Genomic DNA, 21,594 nt, shown 5'->3' with positions numbered 1-21,594 from the left:
GGATAAGCCTTACAGAATTTAAAATTAAGGTAGCACAAATTGAATGCTTAAATCAGCTGTAAGGCCTTAATCACTTAATATGATCTGTATTTTTTATAAAAATTCTTAAAAAATATTCGCTATCTTTTAATCTCAACTGTTTCATGCAGCCGAATATAGACTGGTTTTCTCAAACATTTATTTAGATTTTTAATCAATCAAGCTTATTTTGCATTGGGATCAACTTGGACTAATCCAAAGGTATTATGATCTGCATCTAAAAAATAACCTTGCCAACATTTATTGGGAATAGCAAATTTCTCCATTGCTACTTGCCCACCCAAAGCTAAAATCTTTTCAGCAGTTGTATCAAAATCTTCAACTTCAAAGGAACAGGTAAAAGCATTGGTTCCGCAATGGGTGGGTGGTGTTTGAGCTGGACGCTCCAATAAGCCACCATGTATGTTGGCTGTTTCAATTTGAAAATATTGAATGGGTAGACCTTCAACTTTACTAAATTTCCAACCGAAAACTTCATGATAAAATTTAACTTCACGCTCAGGATTTGAAGACTGAATTTCAAAGTAGCTTAGTGCGTTCATTGTTATTGTCCAATTTTAAATGTTTTGATTAAGATAATAGAATTTGCAAAGTTGTGATGTATAAATATTGAAAATAAAAGAATGAGGCAATTAAAAGTGGTGTGTTATGGATAAAGAAAAATTGTATGAATTACGCACAAAAATTACCATTTCAATCGCAGATGCTTGCGCTTTATTAAAACAATATGATGAGATAGCACATTGCATACAAGTTTATCATCAGCAGAATATTGAAAAAATTTGTGCAGCAACAGATTGTGAGGCGGAGCTTGCTCAAGAGTATTATGATGATCCTAGATATCATCACAATCTTGAAAAAATCATTCAAAAAATTAATGAATTTAATCAACGCACAATCAAATTGAGCATAGATGAAAATCCAAAATATGTTGATAAAGTGGGTTTCTTTATTTGGGCAGAAGATGAAAACTTAGAGAGGATACAAAATAAAGGCAATAGAACTTATTTTATTCCGCAAGATGATTTTGCTTATGTCATTAAAATATTTAGATCTTTATTTCCGTTGTTTAGCCCACTGAGAAATGAATTTGAGTGTAGTTTTGATCCTTGTTCAGATAACTATTTTGATCAAAATGCCATACAAGACATTATCTTAAAAATTAAAGATCTGCATTTTAACGATAGAAAAGTGATGAGTTTTTTAGAAAAACTGGTTTGTTGTTTAGAGGAAAAAATAAAAATAGGAACTTATGTCGTTATTTTTGGAAATCAATAAATGAAATTGAAACGGCAGTTAGAAGTCGATGTGAAGTGATTTAGTGATGTCGATAAGTTAAGACAAAGCTTTTAAGCTTATTTAAAATTTTATAACCAATAAAATCGTTAAAATTTAGATATTTAATCCGATAATACTCATTCCAATAGCTGACAATTCTACTTTGAGTCGTTTGGTCATATTTTGGATTTTGCAGCATAAATGCTGCAAAAAGTCCTTGATTATTTGCATCTAGAATCGGTTCAATGGCCTCTAAAATTTCTTGAACATATTCACCCAATAACTGAAAAATGAAAGGGATCATAAAACTTGTAAGGTCAGTTTTAAGGAGTCTTTCGAGCGCTCTTTGCCGAACAAAACCATTGTGATGGCGAGTAAGAATACACCATAGAATTTGACGTTGTGTTAAAGAAAAATTATGAAACTCAATACATTGTAACTGAGTTATATAGATCCTTGATGGTACAACGATATGTTCGTGATGAATCAACACTTCGCATTGAGAGCTTTCATGAATTTTTATTTTTTTACTTTCTAAGTATTTTGATATTACTAAAACATCATCTAATAGAGCTTTAGGAAAAGCTCGGATTAACTTTAGATGATTGCTCACGGATTTGCTGCTCTCAGTTATTTTAAAGTCGGTGCAAAATGAAAATCATAACTTTCAGAAATAGGAATAATTTTTTTATCCACTTGTTCGATATCCTTACCTTCTTTGGTAAATAACATGGGCATAAAACTAAAGACTTGGTTGCCATTGAGACTTTGAAGATCTATCTGCCAGTTTTGCCAACGGAATACTTGATAAAACTGAGCAATATCTCCATTGAATGCCCAAGTCAAAAATTCTGAATAGCTCACATCAAGATTTTCCCATACCAATGTATCTGGGGCAAAATAGTAAATCTTTCCAATTGCTTCACCTAATTTTCCATTATTGATAGCAAAGTAACCCCCTAAAACATCATCAGCAATCAGTAGATAGGTTAGCTCCTGATCAGATTGATGAAACGTTTTATGATGATTCCATTCAGTAATACCACGATCTAATTTTGGATGTCCTGAAGCTAAAATTCTCAACCATCCATGATCAATCAGTATTCCACCTGTTTCATAAATAATTGAACCCATAGGTGAACGTGTTGTGACTTGAATGTTCAGTAACTCTTGTTCAGCTCTTAATTTGTTCTTGGGTAAAACTTCAATATGGTTGGTGGCTTGAGTCATCCATTCTTGTACCAATATCCAGCCTGAATCTTCAATATTGATTAATTGTTCTAAAGTTTTCATTGTTTGCTGTTATCCAAATAATACAAAGCGCTTAAGTGGTTTCCCTCGGGTACTCTAAAATTCGAGGAAAATGGAAATCATAACTTTGTAGCGCAAATTTATATAATTGAGCAGGGCGTTTGCCCGCAATTTTAGTTTGGTTTGTTTCCTCAACTGCGCCAGCTTCAATCATACGCCGTCTAAATGACTTCTTTTCTAAGCTTTGTCCCAAAATAATTTCATAAATCTGCTGTAGCTCAGTCAAAGTAAACAATTTGGGCATCAAACTGACGGGTAAGGCTGTATAACGTGCCTTACTACTTAAACGGTCAACAGCCATATCTAAAAGCTGTAAATGATCAAAAGCCAAGTCTAATTTTTTTGCCTCAGCAATTGAAATCCACTCGCTATATTCATTTTGTTCAGTGGCAATCTTTTGAAACGCTTTGAAATCAATCAGGGCAAAATATAAAGCTGTTACAGCCCATCCACGAGGATCACGTGTTGCATTGCCAACCGTTGCAACTTGTTCCAAATGCGGTGATTGAAGTCCAGTTTTTTCAACCAATTTACGATGTGCTGTTGCCATCAAATCTTGATCTTTAGACAAATCGACAAAACCACCTGGGAGTGCCCATTTATCTTTTTGTGGGAAATTAGAACGTTTAATCAATAAAACCTGTAGTTGACCCGCATCAACAGAAAAAATCGCCATATCCACTGTAAGTAATGGGGATTCATAGTCCTTTTTATTATAGTTAGAGAGAAATTCCTGTTCAGAGTTAAAGGTCACTGTAAGGCTCACTTAATTTTATTAAAGTAACGGATTGTGTTGGATTATTGCAGGGTGGAAGAGATTCGCCAAGTAGAAAATATGTTTAGCAAGAATGAGATTGGCAATGGTGCAGCTTAAGCGTAGAAACCTTGCGATAAAAAGCAAGGTTTCTACAAATGGTTGTTATAACTGATTTGCCAATCGCTCCCGAATTTCATTCAAACGACACGCTCGAATCAATTGCCCATTTTCAAACACCGTTTTTAACTCACCTTGTTGCTCTTGTTCCATGGTTTGCTGATCAAATAACACAAATCCATCTTCAGTTTTTTCTACACGAAGTAAACCTTTGGCAGATTTCTTTATACCAGAATCAGTGATCGGATCTTTAAATAATTCACGTGGAACACCGTTGACTTGTCCCCAAGTGGCTTTAACTGCAAAACCAAATGTGTCACGTGTTAAATAGTTATAAGTATAACTACCGATGCCAAAGACCAGATTATTTGAAGCATAGCCCTTCGCTTCCAGCCCTTGAACAATATTTAAAGCACGTTCCAAAGTAATCGAGTCACCATAAATCAAACCAACACGCTCATTTAAAACTTTATAGCCTTGATCTGTTTCGGTTCCACCAAAGATTTCCCATAAACATTGCACAGCGCCTTTATAAGCTGGACTGCCCATTTCAGCTTCAGGGTCACCGCAAATGATTTTTACAGGATCACCAGAGTCAGGACGAAAAACCAATTTAGCCAAACCTAAAGCATTTGGCTGGCGAGCTAGAATTTCGTCTTTTAACTCCACAGTAAATTCTGTAATCACTCGCCAAAAATCCCAAGTATCCGATACGATACTGACCACACCTGATGGATAAAGCTCAGTGATTAAACCTCTAAAAGTTTCAATTTCATTGTCTTCACTGCCCATACACATCACACTATGTTCGGTTGCTGGAACTGAAACACCTACAATGCCGTCTGCATCGTAATATTCTTCTGCATAATCAATCGCTGAAACTGCGTCTGTACCGATAAAGCTGGTTAAATGTCCTACACCATTTTGTGTGGCATCATAAATCCCACTCATGCCGCGACTGCTAAAATCATGGCCTTGTACAGCAACGAAGTCTAAAGGTGCACCTGTTTTAATCGCATATGCTGTCAGTAAGCGTTTGTATTCAAATGCAATCGTTGCTGTCGTACAACTTTTCCATAATTCAGCACTGAGTACTGTTTCTAAGTAGTTGGTTAACCAAAAGAACTCAGGTAGGGTATTTACAATAGTGAGTACAGGTACTTTTATATTGACACGGCTGCCTTCTTCTAACGCCTTGATTCGGATTGGTAAATAGCCTAAGTCATATAAAGCTTCGATATGATCGACTGGTACTGCGCCGTCACCCAATGCGTTATCCATTCTACGTTTATATTTAGCAATGACTTTTGCCTTATCTTGTTGGAAAAAACCTTCATTCCAAGTCTCAATCAAAAAGTGTTTGATAAAGCCTTGTAAGCCAAAGAACACGATTTTATCGTCGAAGTTAGGCAACATATTTGCTAAATGAGAAGAGCGTGGGGTGAAATTGGCATAAACATATTCTGTGCCAACAGGATACTGGCGTCTGTGATCTGCTTTATAAAAGTCAATTGCATTCAGTGGATTGATTTTTAAGCTCATTCTTATTCTCCAAAATAATTAAAATGAATTGAAACGACTAAATGAAATGACGTTTAGATTTGGGTGTTCAGTTTGTGGAAAGCTCGTCGTGGTAAAAATTTGGTCAACCAAGCCTTCAAATACGTGCATACCTTTACTAAAGATCCCGTGAGTCACATACAAAATCACATGTTGGCAATTTAATTTTTTTAACTCTTGTGCAATACCAATAAAAGTTGCACCACCATCACAAATATCGTCCGTGATCACAGCTGTTTTGCCCGTTAAATCAGTTGCATTGACTTGAGCATTCTGAATTTTTCCTGTGATGGCATCACGTTTTTTTTCACAGTAGACCATTTCGATTTCGTGATCTCTTAAGCTATTGATGACTTTGGCAATCGTTTTGGTCCGTTGTTTTGCACCTGCATCTGGACAGATTAAAACGGTGTCTTGAGCAATTAAAATGTCTTGTAACTTTGAATTTTGTAGAATGATTTCACTTGGTTGAACATTCTCAATCTCAAAAAAATGGGTGTTTTCATTTAAAAGTTTTTCAGTAACACAACTATGTGCATCCCAAACTTTGATTGATTTACGTTGTTGTGGAAATTGTTCAGTATTGATATTTAATAATTTTGTCATCAGTTCTAATGAGAATGCCTGTCCCATCGCACAGATTCGATCTTGGCGTGCGTATGGAAAATAGGGGATTTCTAAATCAATTTCTAAACCTTGATTGAGTAATACATTTTCAATTAACAAGTAATCCATCAAATCTTGCGTGTTACTGATTTTGGCTTGAATCTGAATTTGCCCTTTCAACGTTTTTAACGTATCTGCTGAAATTTGAACATGTCGTTCACCACCCGCAAACTGAATATTTTGAATAGGGATAATATTGTTGTTTGAATCTTTGACTTGGATAGACATGTTGATTATACCTATAAGGTGGCTTATTGCCAATACATATATAGTGTCATAAAGCCCATTTAACTATCAATATTAATTTACAAAAGATTACAAACCTGAGTCTTAGATGCTTTTTGATTGGATTTTATTTAAGTAATTGTTTTATTTTGTAATATTTAGTACGTGAGAGCGTGCTAATTTTTTAATGCTGTCTATTATTCGAGATTTCACAGGCTTTAATCCCTAGACATTTATTATGTAAGAAACAGCAGGGGATCGCTAAAAGACGATAGCTATATAAAGACAGCTACGATAAAAAGCCCTTACTATAAGAAAACATGTACTTTAACAAGGCAGGGGGGATGATTCATTCGTTGAAATATTCATGTTCAACTGATACAGAACAATAGATCTTTTAAAAATCAAAAAATGCTCCTGTGGATTAAATCATATTGGTATTGAAAGTTCCTTCTCCACCTTTCGAGAAGGTTAGAATGAGGAACTTTTATGTTGAACTCAGTTTTAAAAAGGGCTTTTGAAAGAAGCCGAATAAAAATATTTTAAAATGACTTAAATTATTGAAGGCAGTTAAATAAAGTCGTTCTAATCCAAGAACATGGTAAAGCTTTCAACAGGTTCACGCGGGGTAATAAATGTATTTACAATATGATCTGGATCGGCATAGCCCAATACAACAGCACAGACTAACTCCTCATCATCAGGCGCATTGAGTACCTCTAAGACAATACGATGAAAATGATTCCATGCAGCTTGAGGACAACTGTCTATACCTCGTGCTTTGGCTGCAATCATGACGTTTTGCACCATCATGGAAATGTCCATTTTAGCGCCAGTTCCCATGATTTTATTTACAGTAAAATACAGCACAACAGGTGCATCAAAAAGCTGATAATTTCTTAAATGTTGTGCCGCCATTTTTTCTTTTTCGCTTTTTTGAATCGCCAAAAGTCCATACAGCCCCCAACCATTTTCACGACGACGATCAATAAATGGAGAAATCCAAGTGGTTGGGTAGTATGAAAAGCTCGCAGTATGCTGTTCGGCAAGTTCTGGTCGGGTAAATAATTCGATTTGAGCAGCACATACACGGTCAATCATTTCTTGCCGTTTGTTACCAGTGACGACATATACTTTCCACGGCTGGGTATTTGCTCCTGATGGCGCACGACAGGCAACTTTTAAAATATCTTTAATAATAGATAAATCGATAGGTTTATCCAAAAATGCACGTACTGAATGACGGCTTGTAATTGCTTGATCTATCACTTGAACCTGTTCTAAAAACATAAAAGTCCTTTATTGGTCTAATTTTTCATCAAATAGACTATATACGATAGTCGTAGAGGCGTAATATTCATTTTTTGAAACTTTAGCTAAGCCCTAGATTATATAATGATTATAGAAATACTAATCTGAAAAAAGAATTGAAATTAAAGTATTATTCGATAAAACTGATTTAATAAAGGGGTTGAGTTACGCTAGATTACAAAGGTGTAAGAATTATACACAAATTGTTACTTTTGGGTTTTAACTTAGTTTCAACGCTTTCATAATTTAATAGCAAGCATATATGTGCAAAGTTTTTTTTATGTGGTGTTTGAGAAACTACTGAAGAAAACAAGAAAAATTGATTTTTTAGCAAAGTATTGGGGTTAAAAGATCAAATTGTACGGATGCACATCATAAATAAGGCTAGGAGTATTTCATGAGTCTATTCACAAATCGTAAGTCATTGATCGTCAAAAGTTTAGCATTAACAGTAACAGCTTTGATGGTAAATACAGCTCAAGCTGCTACTGACAGTCAAGAGATTCAACAATTACGCAATGAAGTTCAAGAATTAAAAGCACTTCTTCAACAGCAACAGCAGCAAGTAAGATTAGTTGAATCTAAAGTTCAAGCAGCGCCATCTTCTTCTTCAGTTGGCTTAAAGTCTAAGTCTGGTGCAGATATCAATATTTATGGTTTTGTTCGTGGTGATGCGAACTATATCATTGAAGGCGGTGATGACGACTTCAACAAAATCAGTTCAACCAATGGCGAAGCGAAAGATAAACTCCGTGCTACAGCAAAAACAACACGTATCGGTTTAGATTTTAATACACCAGTAGGCGATGCTAAAGTTGGTGGTAAAGTTGAAGTTGACTTTGCTGGTAATGGTGTAAATGAAAACCTTCGTATTCGTCATGCTTATTTAACCTATAACAACTGGTTATTTGGTCAAACAACATCTAACTTCCTATCTAGCCATGCGCCAGAAATGATTGACTTTGCAACTAACGCAGGTGGCGGTACTACACGTATTCCACAAGTACGTTATGCATACAATTTGGCACCGACTACAAAATTATTAGTTGCTGCTGAAGAGGGTAATAGTACTGGAGTTACAGGTACAGCAGTTAAATATAGTCTTCCTGTGTTAACAGGTAAAATTACACAATCATATGCTGATGGCAACGGTAATGCATCTGCACGTGTTTTAGTGGAAAACTATAAAGATAACAATGTTGGCAAAGACAAGACTGGTTGGGGTGTTGCAGTTGGTACAGACTTTAAAGTTGCTGATCCTTTAAAACTTTTTGCTGATGCATCTTATGTGGTTGGCAATAGCAACTACTTATACGGAAGTAACAATGCATATTCTGTGGTAAATGGTGATATTGAACAGAATGAATTCACTGCGCTTCAAGTGGGTGGGACATATAAAATCTTACCTAACTTACGTTCAACTTTAGCGTATGGTGCATTGTTTGCTGACAACGGTACAGATTTTGCCAAAGCAAACCAAACTGCAAATGAAAAAATTCAACAAGCTTGGTTAAACGTGATCTATTCTCCAGCGAAACCGATTGATTTAGGTATCGAGTATATCAACGGTAAGCGTGAAACTTTCGCGGGTCAATCTTATAAAGATAACCGTGTAGGTTTAATGGCGAAATACAATTTCTAATTCCAACTTAGAAATTTATTGATCCAAAAAGCCGAGGAATGATCCTCGGTTTTTTAATGTCTGAGTATTCATGTCAAAAATAATCATCAAATCAATATCATTTCAAATAATGAATAATATTGTAAAAACATAAGACATTTGCTTAAAAAAATGCATAATTAACCCACTTTTTTTCTATGTTCATATTATCGTATAAATAAATGACCTGTTTTGGCCTGTTCTTGTAAAGCGAATGACTTATGAGGACTGTATTTCTCATTGTTTGATGAAATGATCTTTTATCAATAATAGGAGTAACATCATGACCATTTTCTTTTCTAAATTTTTGCAGCATTGCAATTCTGTTTATATCTAATCGCTAATGTATTTATCGCGATAAGCCTTTTTGATTTTCAATGTTGAAAATCTGCGTTTTATTTTAATTTTTTGTTGTATATATCAGGCAATTAGGTAATCACTGAATCTGAGTGATTTTAAGTCTGATACTATGGAATAGCATTTCTATATCTATACAACAAAAAATCTAGCCAAAGAATGGACAATTACTTATGGAATTTTCTTTTAATGCCTTCTATACGTTGATTGCAGCGGTCATCGTATTGTTATTGGGTCGTTTCCTGGTCAATAAGATTGATTTTCTCCGTAAATATAATATTCCAGAACCTGTTGCTGGGGGACTTGTTGCCGCAATTTTATCTTTACTCATTCATAATTTCTGGGGCTATAGCATTACCACAAGTAGTGAATTGCAAACCAGTTTCATGTTGGTATTTTTCGCTTCAATTGGTTTAAGTGCAAATTTTGCAAAATTAAAAGAAGGCGGTTTTGGTTTAGTCGTTTTTTTAATTTGTGTTGCCTCATTTATTGTCGTACAAGACTTTGTTGGGATTGGGTTGGCAACAGCCATGGGTCTAGACCCGCTGATTGGTTTGATTGCAGGTTCAATTACCCTCACAGGTGGACATGGTACAGCAGGTGCTTGGGGTGAGATTTTAGAAACCCAGCATGGTATTCAAGGTGCATTAGCATTGGGTATGGCAAGTGCAACCTTTGGTTTAATTATTGGTGGGATCATCGGTGGTCCATTGGCCAAGCTACTGATTAACCGTTATCAGTTATCTAATCCAAAGACACAAAAAGAAGTGGATGAGACCAATCAGCAAGCTGTTTCTGATCTTGGTGAATATGTTCCCTTTGAATATCCACATCAAGTCCGTTTGATTACGGCAGATAATGCGATTACAACATTGGGGCTTTTTGCAGCATGTTTGGCTTTTGCTGAATTTATGACAGGTTACAGTAAAGGACAATGGTTTGAGCTGCCAACATTTGTTTGGGCGCTCGCTGGCGGTGTTATTCTTCGAAATGTGCTTGAAGGCATTTTAAGAGTTAAAATGTTTGATCGTGCGATCGATGTGTTTGGTAATGCAGCACTGTCACTTTATCTAGCAATGGCTTTACTTTCATTAAAACTTTGGCAGTTAGCAGATTTAGCCGGGCCATTGGTGATTATTTTGAGTGCACAAACATTAACGATGGCTTTATATGCTGCTTTCGTGACATTCCGTGTAATGGGGAAAAATTACGATGCAGCGGTATTGGCTGCAGGGCATTGTGGTTTTGGTATGGGTGCAACACCAACAGCTGTTGCAAATATGCAGGCCATTACCAATATGTACGGTCCTTCACATAAAGCATTTTTGATTGTTCCGCTTTGTGGTGCTTTTTTTGTCGACTTGATTAATGCAACAGTGATTCAATTAATTCTAAAATTTATCGCTTAATCTTTAGATTTAAAAAGCCAGTGATATCACTGGCTTTTTAAATGAAATTCAGCAAGGCATAATGAATAAATAAAAGACTAGGAATACTGATAAAAATTGAAATTTTAAGTTTTAAACTCAATAGCATTAAACAGGCTGTGAGAATATCTAATGGATTGCCCATGGTTTTTTGTAGCATGGGGACGATCACAGACAGGATAAATCCAACAACTACGGCATTGATGAGCATTACAGAATTTTCAATATAACGATTCTCAAGTTGCTTAGACCAGTAAGGCAAAGCTAAAAAAACAAAGAAAAAAGAAGGTAGAAAGATCAACAGTGTTGTTATGGCAGCATTAACAATGGGAAAAGCTGTAAGGGGTAAATATGCACCAAGATAACTGGCAAAGCTAAACAGTGGTCCTGGCATAAATTGCGCAAGTGTGTAGCCTAATTCAAAATCTTGTTTACTGATTAGCCCTGTATTGACAAGGTCTTGGTGCAGCATAGGAAGAACCACATGGCCACCACCAAAGACCAAAGCGCCTGTTTTATAAAAACTAAAACTGGCTTGAAAGAACAGCTTGTTGGAAAAAAGCATTGCCAAGCACAAGGCGAAAAAGATTGAAATAAAGCCAATCAACCAGATTGAATGAAGACGATGAGCGGTTGGTAAGGTATTAAAATTTATATGTTGTTTTTCGATAGCAAGATCATTTGAATCCTTTTGAATATATACAAATCGCGTCATTAAAACGGCTAAACAACCAGTACCGAGAATAATCACAAGTTGTATCCAAGCATTGGAAAACAGCAGGAGCAACCCAGTACTAACAAGCATTAAGGCAAAATGTAGTTTGGTTTTACAATAGCTTTTAAACATCTGTAAAAAAGCAAAGACAATAATTGCCAAGATGATTGAGTGGATTGTTGAAAATAAGGTTAAATTAAAAACTGGATGTTGCTGAATGAATCGTGCTAAGCCAAACATTAGCAAGGCTGAAGGAAAGGTAAACCCAATCCAAGCCACAATTGCACCTAAATGTCGATGTTGTAAATAGCCGATAGCCATACCCATTTGACTACTACTTGGGCCTGGGAGTAGTTGGGTAAGTGCAAGCAGTTGAGCATATTGCTGCTCATTTAACCAATGCTTTTTCTTTACAAAAACCTGTTTAAAGTACACTAAATGTGCGGCTGGACCACCAAAGCTGCTACAGCCTAATTTTAAAAAAATCCAAAAAATTTCAAAAAGTGTGGGCATATTTTTAGGATTATTTTAGACACTGATTTTTATAATCTAATCGAAAATCATGACAGAATAAATAAATACAACAGCAAATCATTGCAAATTATGCTTAGATACATGCGAATTTAGATTGTGTCATGATCTGAGAGTATATGTCATTGTTAAATAAAACCTTAGCTGCTTTGTTTTGTGGTTTATTGCTAACTGCATGCGCACATTCACCCGAAAAAAAATCTCAAGCCAGTAGCTTAGCAACCCAACAGGTTTTAGAAGCCACTTCACGATTGGACAATACTTTTTATCAATACAAACAATTGTCAAAGAAAAAGCCTGTGATTGCTTTGGTTTTAGGCAGTGGGGGCGCGCGTGGTTATGCCCACATTGGTGTAATCGAGGTGCTGGAACAACATGGTATTAAGCCTGATTTTATTGTTGGCACAAGTGCGGGAAGTATCGTTGGTTCAATTTATGCCAGTGGGAAATCGCCTGAACAATTACGTCAAATTGCACTCAATATGAAAGTGGGTGATGTACGCGATTTTAAAATTGGGATGAAAGGTTTTTTTGACGGGCAAAAAGTTGAGGATTATGTCAATAAGCAAATCGATCAAATGCCTTTGGAAAAGATGAAGATCCCGATGTATGTGGTCGCTACAGAATTACAAAATGGTGAAAAAACAATTTTTAATTATGGCAATACTGGGCAAGCTGTAAGAGCTTCTGTATCTATTCCAAGTATGTTTATTCCCACAAAAATTAAAGGTAAGGAATATGTTGACGGTGGCTTGGTTAGCCCAGTACCCGTGAATATCGCCAAAGAATTAGGTGCAGATATCGTGATTGCAGTGGATATATTGGCACAACCTGTTAATACTGAAACCACGAATGTCTGGGGGCTGTTTAACCAAAATATCAATATCATGCAAAATCGATTAGCAGCAGAAGAATTAAAAAATGCAGATATTGTGATTCAGCCAGATTTACGCGAAAAAGCGCATATTTTTGATGTAAAAGGCCGTCAGGATACCATGCAAGCCGGAATCGATGCTGCCAATCAACGTATGCATGATCTAGATGTAGTTATTGCCAGTAAGAAAAGTCTTGAAACTGCTCAGCAGCAATATCAAGTTCAAAACTAAGATCAATCGTAATAGATCCATTTAAAAATATTATACTTTTATCACTGTATGATTATTTGAATAAGGATGATGTGCTATAGCGGTCATCTGTTTATTTAAATCTATGATGATTAAATTTGTTATGGGTACAAAGTAAGAATTGTGACACTATCCCATACCATTCTTGGAATCATCCCTGTAAACATTGATCATTGTTATCAAATTCAACACCAATTATCGGATCAGCAAAGACTTAGATATGGCAAGATTGCAGCGCGAATATTGTAAAGAATAGAAAATGATTGATAAACCAATAAGATATACATCAAATAAATGACTATAGTCATAATCATAAATTGAGAGAATGGTCAATTGCCGAATTAAACATGTTTTTTAGCTGAAAAGATATATAATAATAGACTTAAATCTCCTGCCAAAATAGAGTCTAGAATACGATGTCTCCATTAGATCAAATGATCCCAGCTACAGATGACCAGTCAGAATTAACCATGTCCGTTTTGATGACCCCAGATATGGCCAACTTTTCAGGTAATGTACACGGTGGAACCATCCTTAAGTTGCTTGATCAAGTCGCTTATGCATGTGCAAGTCGTTATTCAGGTAGCTATGTTGTGACACTTTCAGTCGATAAAGTGAATTTCAAAGAGCCAATTCATGTGGGTGAAATGGTCAGCTTCCTTGCCAGTGTCAACCATGTTGGTCGTACCTCCATGGAAATCGGGATTCGTGTTGAAGCACAAAATATCCAAAAACGTACAGTACGCCATACCAACAGTTGCTATTTCACCATGGTGGCCGTAGATGAAAATGGTAAGCCACAGCAAATTCCAGCTTTAAATCTGGATAATGATTGGAAACGCTGTCGTTTTGAAGCGGCTGAACAACGTAAAGTGGCACGTTTACAAGAAAATCATCATCCTTCTTGCAGTATTTATAAAAAAGCTTCAAATGGTTAATTAATTGCATTGCCCCCTCGTTACCAATGAGGGGGCGCTTAAAGATAATCTCAAAATTTAAATGAAATGTAGTCAGCGTGATAGGACCTTTTTGACAGCACTAAGCTTAAGGTATAGACGCTTAAACATAAATTCAAACGATAAGAATTTGATAAAGACAGAGCAGTACTTTTAATTGACTTTGTTAAGAACACGTCCATCTACAGTCATGCTCCATGTCCCATTGGCAGTTTGTTGCGGTGCTTGAGAAACTTTAAACTCAGTTGAAAGTGGTCCAATGCCAGCACTAAAGTTATTGCCTTCAAATTTAGAAATTGGGGCAGATACAGATGAACTTGAATTAGGTTGTTTATTGCTATATTCAACGCGGCCTTCAGGTGTAATCATCAAATTTACACTGCCATCCTCACTTTGCCATGTGCCTGAGTAGTTTTGCTTATCTGTCGGTAACGGTTTGCTACATGCAACAAGTAGGTTGCTGATGACGCCTAAACCGATCAGTTTTTTTAACATTTTAAATTCCTCGTTAGTCTTGATATGTCAGGTTTTAATTATAAATTTATCAATTTTACAAACTGATTTAAGTGCAAAATAGTATAGCTGAATTATTCAATAATTCGAATTAGAAAAGCACTCAGGGGGCATAATGGGCGTATGTACGAGTTATCTTAAAGATTAAAGATCAGAAAAATAATGTTGTTATGATGATTTTAATTTTTTTTTAAAGTGCAATTTATATAAAAAATATTCTAAATTATTGGTTTGGATCAATCGCGATACTGTGGGTAACCACATATAATCTTTTCTGTAATTTAGCGCATTTATAAAAGGATGGAATTTATTTTTTAGAAAGGAAGCACTTTGCTTTTGCATATAAATTAATCATTCTTAGTGATATTTTGATTATACTCAAAGCACGATAAAAATGGATTTAAAAACAATGAAACTTTATACCAATGCTCATTCTCGTGGAAATACCATTTTACCTTTATTAAAAGAATTAGATATCGAAGATCAAGTCGAAATTATTCAAGTGGATTATAAAGACTTGAATCAGCCTGAATATTTGGTACTGAATCCGATGGCTAAGATTCCTTTTTTAGTGGATCAAGGTTCTGTCATTTCTGAGACGTCTGCAATCTTTGCGTATTTAGCAGACAAATATATTGAGAAAGGTTTAGCACCCGCATTGAATGATCCTAAGCGTGGAGAATATTTAAAATGGTTATTCTTTTGCCACGGACCTTTGACTGAGTTTATGGATATTAAAAGCTTAGGTATTTCAACAGAACAAATTCAGGAACGGAGAAGAAGTCTAGGCTTTGGTACAGAAGAAACAATTTATAACTTTATTAAAGTTGGGCTAAAGCAAGCAAATCCTTATTTGCTGGGGCATCAAATTTCTGCGGCAGATTTGTTTTTAGCATACTGGCTGATCTTCGCCATCTCTTTTAAAATTGTGCCATATCTAGACGAATTTAAGCCGTTTATTCAGTTGATTCAACAGCGTGATACCGTAAAAGGTGTCGCTTGGATTCAGGCAGTTTAGCGGAGTTTGTTCAAGGATGAATATGGTTTAAAAATGGATTTTAAATTTATCTAGATGATTCAGAATAGTGATAATTTAAATATTATTGGTTGTTTTACCGATAAAGTAGCTGCTGAAAAATACATTTATGATCATCAGCTTAAGTGAATAACATCAGAAAAAATAAAAAGACTAAATCGCAGCATGATCTAGTCTTTTTATTCAGATCGTCTTTTCAGACAACCCAATTGCTAACTCGGGAGGAGTATTAAATCTTATTGACCTGCTTGAGGAGCAGAAGTCGCTGGAGCTTCAGCAGCGCTTTCAGTCGCAGGTTGAGCTGAAGGTTGACCAGCAGCTTGAGTATCTTCAGCTGCAGCTGGTTGTTCTTGAGTTGATACAACAACTTGTTCAGCTTCTGTTGCAGCTGTATCAGTAGCAGCAAAAGTTGAGAAAGCAGTGAAAGCAAGTGTAGTAGCTAAAAGTGTTTTAACGAGTTTCATTTTGGCATCCTTAATTCATTGAATTGATCGTATAACGACCTGTGAGAGCGTCAGTTGTTAAATGCGTTGCTGATCACAGGGAGTAGTGTCATGCTAAGTGCAGATGAAAAAATGGGCAACCTAAGCAACAAAGCGTAACAGACAGGTTTACATGTTTAAAACAAATCATTGTATTATGTTGCTTTTTTGTGACTCATTGACTTTTACCAAGAGGTAAAAATGTATGTAAATATGAAAAGTTGATTAAAAAATACACTCTATTGTTACTTACAATTAACATTCACGATGCAATCTTTATGAATGTTGTATTGGAGTTTTGGATTGTTTTTGTAATTTTAATTTAAAAAATAGATTTAAAACCTGAAACTATTGGCACATTTTCAGTAATAATAAGAAGCGTCGCGATAACCATCAATTTCTTTCATTTAATCTGCTGAGTCGATCCTTTGAAGATTTTAAGCCAAAAAACAGTCAAAACTCATATTATTTCTGGTTTTTTAGGGGCTGGAAAGACCACCTTATTACAGCATTTGCTTCAACAGAAGCCAGAAAATGAAACGTGGGCGGTTCTGATGAATGAGTTTGGGCAGATTGGTGTAGATCAGCAATTGTTACCACAAGACTCAGGCTATGAAGTAAAAGAATTACTTGGTGGTTGTTTATGTTGCGCAGGACAATTGCCTATGCAAATTGCCTTGTCTCGATTGATTTATGATAAACAACCCGATCGACTATTTATAGAACCCACAGGCTTAGGTCATCCCGCTCAACTTTTGGCACAATTGACTGAACCGCAATGGCAAGCGCAAATTGATATGCGTGCATTGGTGACAGTAATTGATGGGAGTCGCTTACATGATTCTGAATGGGTGAATCAAGAGCTTTATCAAGATCAGTTAAAAGCTGCACAAATTGTTGTGGTTTCACATGCAGATACTATGTCTGCGTCTGATCATGAGGTATTAAACCAGTTTAAAAATGGGTGGTGTTTCAAAAAGTATGCTGACATTAAATGAAGCCATTATTGATGTAAAAAAAGGTTAAGTCGAAAGCTTTAAAATGGTTTTCAATCTTTTTTGAAAAATTACAACTCCTTCTAAAACCGCGCCTAATTCGATGCCTTATTTTGCAATTATTACCTTCAATACCTACAGTAAAAAATTTACCAATACTTTGCTTGCAGTTTTTAAAAGCAGTTATGAAACTGTCCCAATGATCACTTGCAATTCGGGTGTAGTGAATACCTAATTGTTTAAGCTTTGTCTTCAATCGTTGAACTGTAGCTAAGTCTCTTTTACCCCAAACATAAGCAACAATCTCACCTGTTTCTCGATGGTAGGCGTAAATAAGCCATTGTTTATTATTTTTATTTCCCACAAAAGTCCAAAACTCATCAACTTCAAGAGACTCATAATGACTTTGTTTAGGCTGAATTTGGTAGGTCGATTCGGTTAAAGTACGTAAAACTTTACCGATACTGATTCGCTCAACTTCAGCGATATCTCGTATACCACTACCTCTGACCATCAACTGTAATATTTTTCGAGTAATGCCTGAATTACATCCTAGATAGCTCAGAGCATGGTCACCAATAAACTGACGTTTACAGTCTTTGCACTGATAGTTTTGTTTCCCATCTACTTTGATGCCATTTTTCTTTATACTGTCACTGAGGCAGGTTGGACATTTGATTTCTAGAGTTATTCGCATTTCTCTATTTTATCAAAATTCAACCTGCTTTGTTTCAGCATACTTTTTGAAACACCACCTAAAAATGATTACTTTGCTTATATTCAAACTTGGGTATTGGCAGAGCAGGGTAATCTTGATATTCAACAGCTGGATCTATCCCATCAAGGGGTTGAGAGAAAAGTTGTACCGCTGATCCAAGTGCAAAAGCAATTTAACCCCGATGAAGTACTGCCTGTGGTTAAACAATTGCCTTATCACTATGTTGAAACGGCTAATGGATATACTGTGGCAGGTTGGAAATTTTCAAAGCGTTGGCTATTCGATTTTTATGACTTGTTAGATGTCTTGTGTGAGCAAAAAGACTGGTTGCGGATCAAAGGGATATTCAATACCAATCAAGGTTGGATGACATTTAATTTTAATCCCGAAAATTTGAATTATAAATCGGGTGAAGAAAGCTTGGATAATCGGATTGAACTCATTAGCCAGCACAATCGTGATTGGGAAAGTTTAGAAACGGCTTTGTTGAATTGTCGAATTGATCAGGCGGAAAAAACGCAGTAATCCTTTTGAAAATCTTATAGACTGTGCGCCATATTTAAGAACTTTTTGGAACTTTCATGGCATTAAAAGCAACAATTTATAAGGCTGATCTCAATATTGCCAATATGGATGTGCATCAATATGGTGATTATCAATTCACGATGGCATTACATCCGTCTGAAACGATTGAACGCTTAATGGTGCGTGTATTGGCATATGCTCGTTTTGCAGATGAACGTTTGGAATTTACCAAAGATTTATTTGAAACTGATGAACCTGCTTTATGGGAAAAGGATTTAACCGGACAGTTGATTAAATGGATTGAAGTTGGTTTGCCTGACGAAGACAAAGTTAAAAAAGCGGCAGCGCGTTGTAAAGAAGTGGCTGTCATCGCCTATGGTTCAGCCGTTGCAGAATGGTATAAAAGAAGTTCTAAACTCAAAACCTTGTCAAATGTTCAGGTATGGCAATTGTCTGAGGCGACGACAACTGCAATTCAAGCTTTATGTCAACGCACCATGCAATTGCAATTAAATGTTATGGATGGTGAGTGGACCTTGATTGGTGATGATGCTCAAGCTGTGATTGAATGGACTCAGTTACAGTAATCATTGTTGCTCAATAAAAATTGACAAGAAAAGCAAGCGAATCGCTTGCTTTTTTTTGCTCAAATTTCGTATACCTAGAGTGATAAAAATAGTTATGTAGAAAATCAATGAATAATGACATCTACCATTTACTGATGGCTTTGGCGATTGGTGCGATTATTGGTGCAGAGCGTGAGTATCGCAGTAAGTCCGCAGGGTTACGTACCATGATTATGGTAAGTTTAGCATCCTGCTTATTCACCATACTTTCAATTAAAATTGGGGTACAAAATCCTGATCGTTTGGCAGCAAATATTCTGACGGGTTTGGGGTTTTTAGGTGCTGGGGTTATTTTTAAAGATGATAACCGAATTTCAGGGATTACCACTGCAACAACAATTTGGATGGTGGCTGCATTAGGTATGGCCGCTGGTGCAGGTTATGAATATTTAGCATTTGTTGGAACGCTACTGGTACTGGTTGTTTTAGTATTTCTCGTCTATTTTCAAGAAAAAATTGAAGCGATTCATCAAGCGCGTAATTACAGGATTTTATGTGATTATCAGCAAGAGACCTTAGATAAATATGAAGAATTGTTTAAGCAATACAATATGAAAATTTTACGTGGTGTACAAAATAAAACTGAAAAACAGATTGTTGGGCGCTGGGTGTTAATTGGATCTGCACAAAATCATAAAAAACTCACAAACTATTTGCTTTTAGATCAAGAGATTAAAGAGTTAAGTTTCTAAAACAAGAAAAAAGTGTGGTTGATTTATTCAATCTTTTATTCATCAAATTTTCAGCTTAGCGATTTAATCTAAGCAATTGTATAAAGTATTGGAGTAAACCGATGCGAGATCCTTATGAACGTGTTATCCATTTTAATCAGTCGCGAGATGAGCGATTTCTAGCAATTAAATATAAATTAATGGCGAGTAGTGCTTTCCGTTTTTTCCGTGGTTCATGTCATTTATATTATGAAGATTTGGCAAGCCAGCAAACATGGAAAGATCAAACCATCACTTGGATTTGTGGTGATTTGCATGTCGAAAATTTTGGCAGTTATCGTAGTCGACATCAGGTGGTTTATTTTGATTTAAATGATTTTGACGAGGCGATTTTGGCCCATCCAACGTGGGATGTGTCGCGTTTTATTTGTAGTATATTTTTAGCTGGTAAAGAGCTGAATATCGGCGACGATGATTTAAAAACGATTGCAGCACAACTGCTAGATGAGTATTTAAATGCACTTCGTATAGGGAAAGCTTATGCAGTAGAAAAAGAAACCGTCGATGGTATTTTAAAGAAATATATTGCAACCGTTTCTGAACGTGATCCTGTGGCATTTATTGAAGCGCGTTGTTCTTTAGATAAAACAAGTGATCGACGCTATTTGGTGATTGATCAGAAAAAATATTTTAAAATAGAATCAAAAAGCTTATATACGGGGCTGATAAAAACATTTTCTGAGAATTTACAAAAACTCAATACGAAAAATCAATCAAATTTTCAAGTATTAGATGTCGCAGTACGCATTGCGGGAACAGGAAGTATCGGTTTAAATCGCTATGTATTTTTAGTTTATGATCGTGAAAATAAAACCTATACGTTATTCGATATGAAACAGGCCCAAGCTTGCTCTCTAAGCTTGTCTCCATTTCTAAAAATAGAGCAACCAGAATGGGATGATCAAGCGCAACGCATTCAATTCATCCAAACACTCATGCAGTACCAAATCCCGGCTCAGTTATCACGGCTAGACTTTCAAGGACAAGCGTATATTGTCAAAGCATTACAACCCGAACAAGATAAAATTGATTTTAAACAGTGTGTAGATAAACCTAAAAAATTTACCGATGCCTGCTATAACATGGCCCGATTAATTGCTTATGCTCAATTGCGTTCGGCAGGGCGTAAAGGTTCTTCAACAGCAGATGAATTAATCAATTTTGCAGAACAAGCAGAACTTTGGAAAACGCAATTGTTGAAATACACGTATAATTACGCCCAACAAGTTGAGCAAGATTATCAAAGTTTTTGTAAAAGTTATGCTGAATATCGTACTGAACAAAAGACAGTGATGAGTAAAGCTTTGCACAAACCCGAATGATGAATAGGAATAATGTATGTCAAATGAATTAGAAATTATCGACTTAAAAGTTGGTGAAGGTAAAGAAGCGGTAAAAGGTGCTTTGATTACAACTCATTATACTGGCTGGTTGGAAGACGGAACCAAATTCGATTCTTCAATTGATCGTGGCAATTACTTTGAAACAGTGATTGGAACAGGGCGTGTAATCAAGGGCTGGGATCAAGGCATTATGGGGATGAAGGTGGGCGGTAAACGTAAATTGATCGTTCCTGCACATTTGGCGTATGGCGAGCGTAAAATGGGCAAAATTATTCCAGCAAATTCTAATCTGATTTTTGAAATTGAACTTTTTGATGTCAAAACCCGTGATTAAATCTGCGAAATGTCTGAGCTAATTTAGCCCTCAACATGGACGCAAAAATAGAGATCAATTGATCTCTATTTTTTATGTCTAATGAAGCATCTATTGACTACACTGTCTTGTGTTAGTGATGTTGAGAGAGTCTTCTTGATTTCTGTATATATTACTCAGATAAAAGTATCATTCGAATCCGACTTTATGCGCTTATTATTTAGCTAATAGTGTGATTTTAAACACAATCGTTTTATTTTTTTGTTTATTATTTGCTC

At 35.9% G+C, this 21,594-nt stretch carries 20 protein-coding genes and 3 pseudogenes; 12 read left to right on the top strand and 11 right to left on the bottom strand.

Going from position 1 to position 21,594, the window contains the following annotated elements:
* Positions 1-203: 203 nt before the first annotated feature.
* Positions 204-581 carry a VOC family protein gene (locus L3V46_RS17285; RefSeq protein ID WP_004722716.1) on the bottom strand — a complete coding sequence of 126 codons (378 nt, stop codon included), beginning with the start codon at positions 579-581 and terminating at the stop codon, positions 204-206.
* A 106-nt stretch (positions 582-687) separates the two neighbouring features.
* Between L3V46_RS17285 and L3V46_RS17280 the strand changes: the two genes are divergently transcribed.
* A complete protein-coding gene (locus tag L3V46_RS17280) occupies positions 688-1,317 on the top strand; it encodes a hypothetical protein (RefSeq protein ID WP_004819421.1) in 630 nt (209 codons plus the stop codon).
* A gap of 40 nt (positions 1,318-1,357) precedes the next feature.
* On the opposite strand, the gene L3V46_RS17275 is transcribed toward L3V46_RS17280, so the two are convergent.
* The 6 genes from L3V46_RS17275 to L3V46_RS17250 all read right to left on the bottom strand — a co-directional run bounded on the left by L3V46_RS17275 (position 1,358) and on the right by L3V46_RS17250 (position 7,243).
* The gene (locus tag L3V46_RS17275) at positions 1,358-1,930 is read right to left on the bottom strand and encodes a hypothetical protein (protein WP_004819422.1); all 573 of its coding nucleotides are present in this window, start codon (positions 1,928-1,930) and stop codon (positions 1,358-1,360) included.
* A 17-nt stretch (positions 1,931-1,947) separates the two neighbouring features.
* Positions 1,948-2,610: a DUF2625 domain-containing protein gene (locus L3V46_RS17270; RefSeq protein WP_004819425.1), complete on the bottom strand. Its 663-nt coding sequence runs from the start codon at positions 2,608-2,610 to the stop codon at positions 1,948-1,950.
* 31 nt (positions 2,611-2,641) lie between these two features.
* Positions 2,642-3,382 (bottom strand): NUDIX domain-containing protein, encoded by a 741-nt coding sequence (locus L3V46_RS17265; RefSeq protein WP_004819426.1) that lies wholly within the window; start codon positions 3,380-3,382, stop codon positions 2,642-2,644.
* 165 nt (positions 3,383-3,547) lie between these two features.
* The gene (locus L3V46_RS17260) at positions 3,548-5,044 is read right to left on the bottom strand and encodes a nicotinate phosphoribosyltransferase (protein ID WP_004819428.1); all 1,497 of its coding nucleotides are present in this window, start codon (positions 5,042-5,044) and stop codon (positions 3,548-3,550) included.
* An 18-nt stretch (positions 5,045-5,062) separates the two neighbouring features.
* Positions 5,063-5,956: a phosphoribosyltransferase family protein gene (locus L3V46_RS17255; RefSeq protein ID WP_096733362.1), complete on the bottom strand. Its 894-nt coding sequence runs from the start codon at positions 5,954-5,956 to the stop codon at positions 5,063-5,065.
* Between the two features lie 582 nt (positions 5,957-6,538).
* A complete protein-coding gene (locus L3V46_RS17250; protein WP_239046356.1) occupies positions 6,539-7,243 on the bottom strand; it encodes a nitroreductase in 705 nt (234 codons plus the stop codon).
* A 418-nt stretch (positions 7,244-7,661) separates the two neighbouring features.
* On the opposite strand from L3V46_RS17250, the gene L3V46_RS17245 reads away from it, so the two are divergent.
* The gene (locus tag L3V46_RS17245; protein WP_034610928.1) at positions 7,662-8,906 is read left to right on the top strand and encodes a DcaP family trimeric outer membrane transporter; all 1,245 of its coding nucleotides are present in this window, start codon (positions 7,662-7,664) and stop codon (positions 8,904-8,906) included.
* 548 nt (positions 8,907-9,454) lie between these two features.
* Positions 9,455-10,690: a sodium/glutamate symporter gene (gene gltS, locus L3V46_RS17240; RefSeq protein WP_004819437.1), complete on the top strand. Its 1,236-nt coding sequence runs from the start codon at positions 9,455-9,457 to the stop codon at positions 10,688-10,690.
* Positions 10,691-10,727: 37 nt separating this feature from the next.
* On the opposite strand, the gene chrA is transcribed toward gltS, so the two are convergent.
* A complete protein-coding gene (gene chrA / locus L3V46_RS17235) occupies positions 10,728-11,936 on the bottom strand; it encodes a chromate efflux transporter (protein WP_004819439.1) in 1,209 nt (402 codons plus the stop codon).
* A 254-nt stretch (positions 11,937-12,190) separates the two neighbouring features.
* Here chrA and L3V46_RS17230 point away from each other — a divergent pair.
* Together L3V46_RS17230 and L3V46_RS17225 are read left to right on the top strand one after the other, a co-directional pair.
* Positions 12,191-13,060, top strand: a pseudogene (locus L3V46_RS17230) (patatin-like phospholipase family protein); the annotation flags it as partial.
* Between the two features lie 434 nt (positions 13,061-13,494).
* Positions 13,495-14,016 (top strand): acyl-CoA thioesterase, encoded by a 522-nt coding sequence (locus tag L3V46_RS17225; protein WP_004722691.1) that lies wholly within the window; start codon positions 13,495-13,497, stop codon positions 14,014-14,016.
* Positions 14,017-14,187: 171 nt separating this feature from the next.
* On the opposite strand, the gene L3V46_RS17220 is transcribed toward L3V46_RS17225, so the two are convergent.
* The gene (locus L3V46_RS17220; protein ID WP_239046355.1) at positions 14,188-14,529 is read right to left on the bottom strand and encodes a hypothetical protein; all 342 of its coding nucleotides are present in this window, start codon (positions 14,527-14,529) and stop codon (positions 14,188-14,190) included.
* A 427-nt stretch (positions 14,530-14,956) separates the two neighbouring features.
* Here L3V46_RS17220 and L3V46_RS17215 point away from each other — a divergent pair, with 427 nt between their 5' ends.
* Positions 14,957-15,565: a glutathione S-transferase family protein gene (locus tag L3V46_RS17215; RefSeq protein ID WP_239046354.1), complete on the top strand. Its 609-nt coding sequence runs from the start codon at positions 14,957-14,959 to the stop codon at positions 15,563-15,565.
* Between the two features lie 254 nt (positions 15,566-15,819).
* Here L3V46_RS17215 and L3V46_RS17210 read toward each other — a convergent pair whose 3' ends face one another.
* The gene (locus L3V46_RS17210) at positions 15,820-16,047 is read right to left on the bottom strand and encodes a hypothetical protein (protein WP_239046353.1); all 228 of its coding nucleotides are present in this window, start codon (positions 16,045-16,047) and stop codon (positions 15,820-15,822) included.
* 446 nt (positions 16,048-16,493) lie between these two features.
* Between L3V46_RS17210 and L3V46_RS17205 the strand changes: the two are divergent.
* Positions 16,494-16,991 (top strand): annotated as a pseudogene (locus L3V46_RS17205) (GTP-binding protein); the annotation flags it as partial.
* A gap of 64 nt (positions 16,992-17,055) precedes the next feature.
* Here the strand turns inward: L3V46_RS17205 and L3V46_RS17200 are convergent.
* Positions 17,056-17,757 (bottom strand): IS1-like element ISPa14 family transposase, encoded by a 702-nt coding sequence (locus tag L3V46_RS17200; RefSeq protein WP_001223318.1) that lies wholly within the window; start codon positions 17,755-17,757, stop codon positions 17,056-17,058.
* A gap of 60 nt (positions 17,758-17,817) precedes the next feature.
* Here L3V46_RS17200 and L3V46_RS17195 point away from each other — a divergent pair.
* From L3V46_RS17195 to L3V46_RS17175, 5 genes and pseudogenes are all read left to right on the top strand, one after another.
* A pseudogene (locus L3V46_RS17195) lies at positions 17,818-18,303 on the top strand (GTP-binding protein); the annotation flags it as partial.
* 56 nt (positions 18,304-18,359) lie between these two features.
* Positions 18,360-18,890, top strand: coding sequence for a YaeQ family protein (locus L3V46_RS17190; RefSeq protein ID WP_004722682.1), 531 nt, complete (start codon positions 18,360-18,362; stop codon positions 18,888-18,890).
* A 107-nt stretch (positions 18,891-18,997) separates the two neighbouring features.
* Positions 18,998-19,621 carry an MgtC/SapB family protein gene (locus L3V46_RS17185; RefSeq protein ID WP_004819450.1) on the top strand — a complete coding sequence of 208 codons (624 nt, stop codon included), beginning with the start codon at positions 18,998-19,000 and terminating at the stop codon, positions 19,619-19,621.
* Positions 19,622-19,722: 101 nt separating this feature from the next.
* On the top strand, positions 19,723-20,982 hold the full coding sequence (locus L3V46_RS17180) for a DUF2252 family protein (protein ID WP_034610912.1): 1,260 nt from the start codon (positions 19,723-19,725) through the stop codon (positions 20,980-20,982).
* Between the two features lie 16 nt (positions 20,983-20,998).
* The gene (locus tag L3V46_RS17175; protein ID WP_004722677.1) at positions 20,999-21,337 is read left to right on the top strand and encodes an FKBP-type peptidyl-prolyl cis-trans isomerase; all 339 of its coding nucleotides are present in this window, start codon (positions 20,999-21,001) and stop codon (positions 21,335-21,337) included.
* The last annotated feature ends 257 nt before the right edge of the window (positions 21,338-21,594 follow it).

It is taken from the genome of Acinetobacter sp. AG3 (genome assembly GCF_022343575.1).
GTDB lineage: Bacteria > Pseudomonadota > Gammaproteobacteria > Pseudomonadales > Moraxellaceae > Acinetobacter > Acinetobacter guillouiae.
Note: the sequence above shows the minus strand (reverse complement) of the source record. Positions and strands in the feature narration are given on the sequence as shown.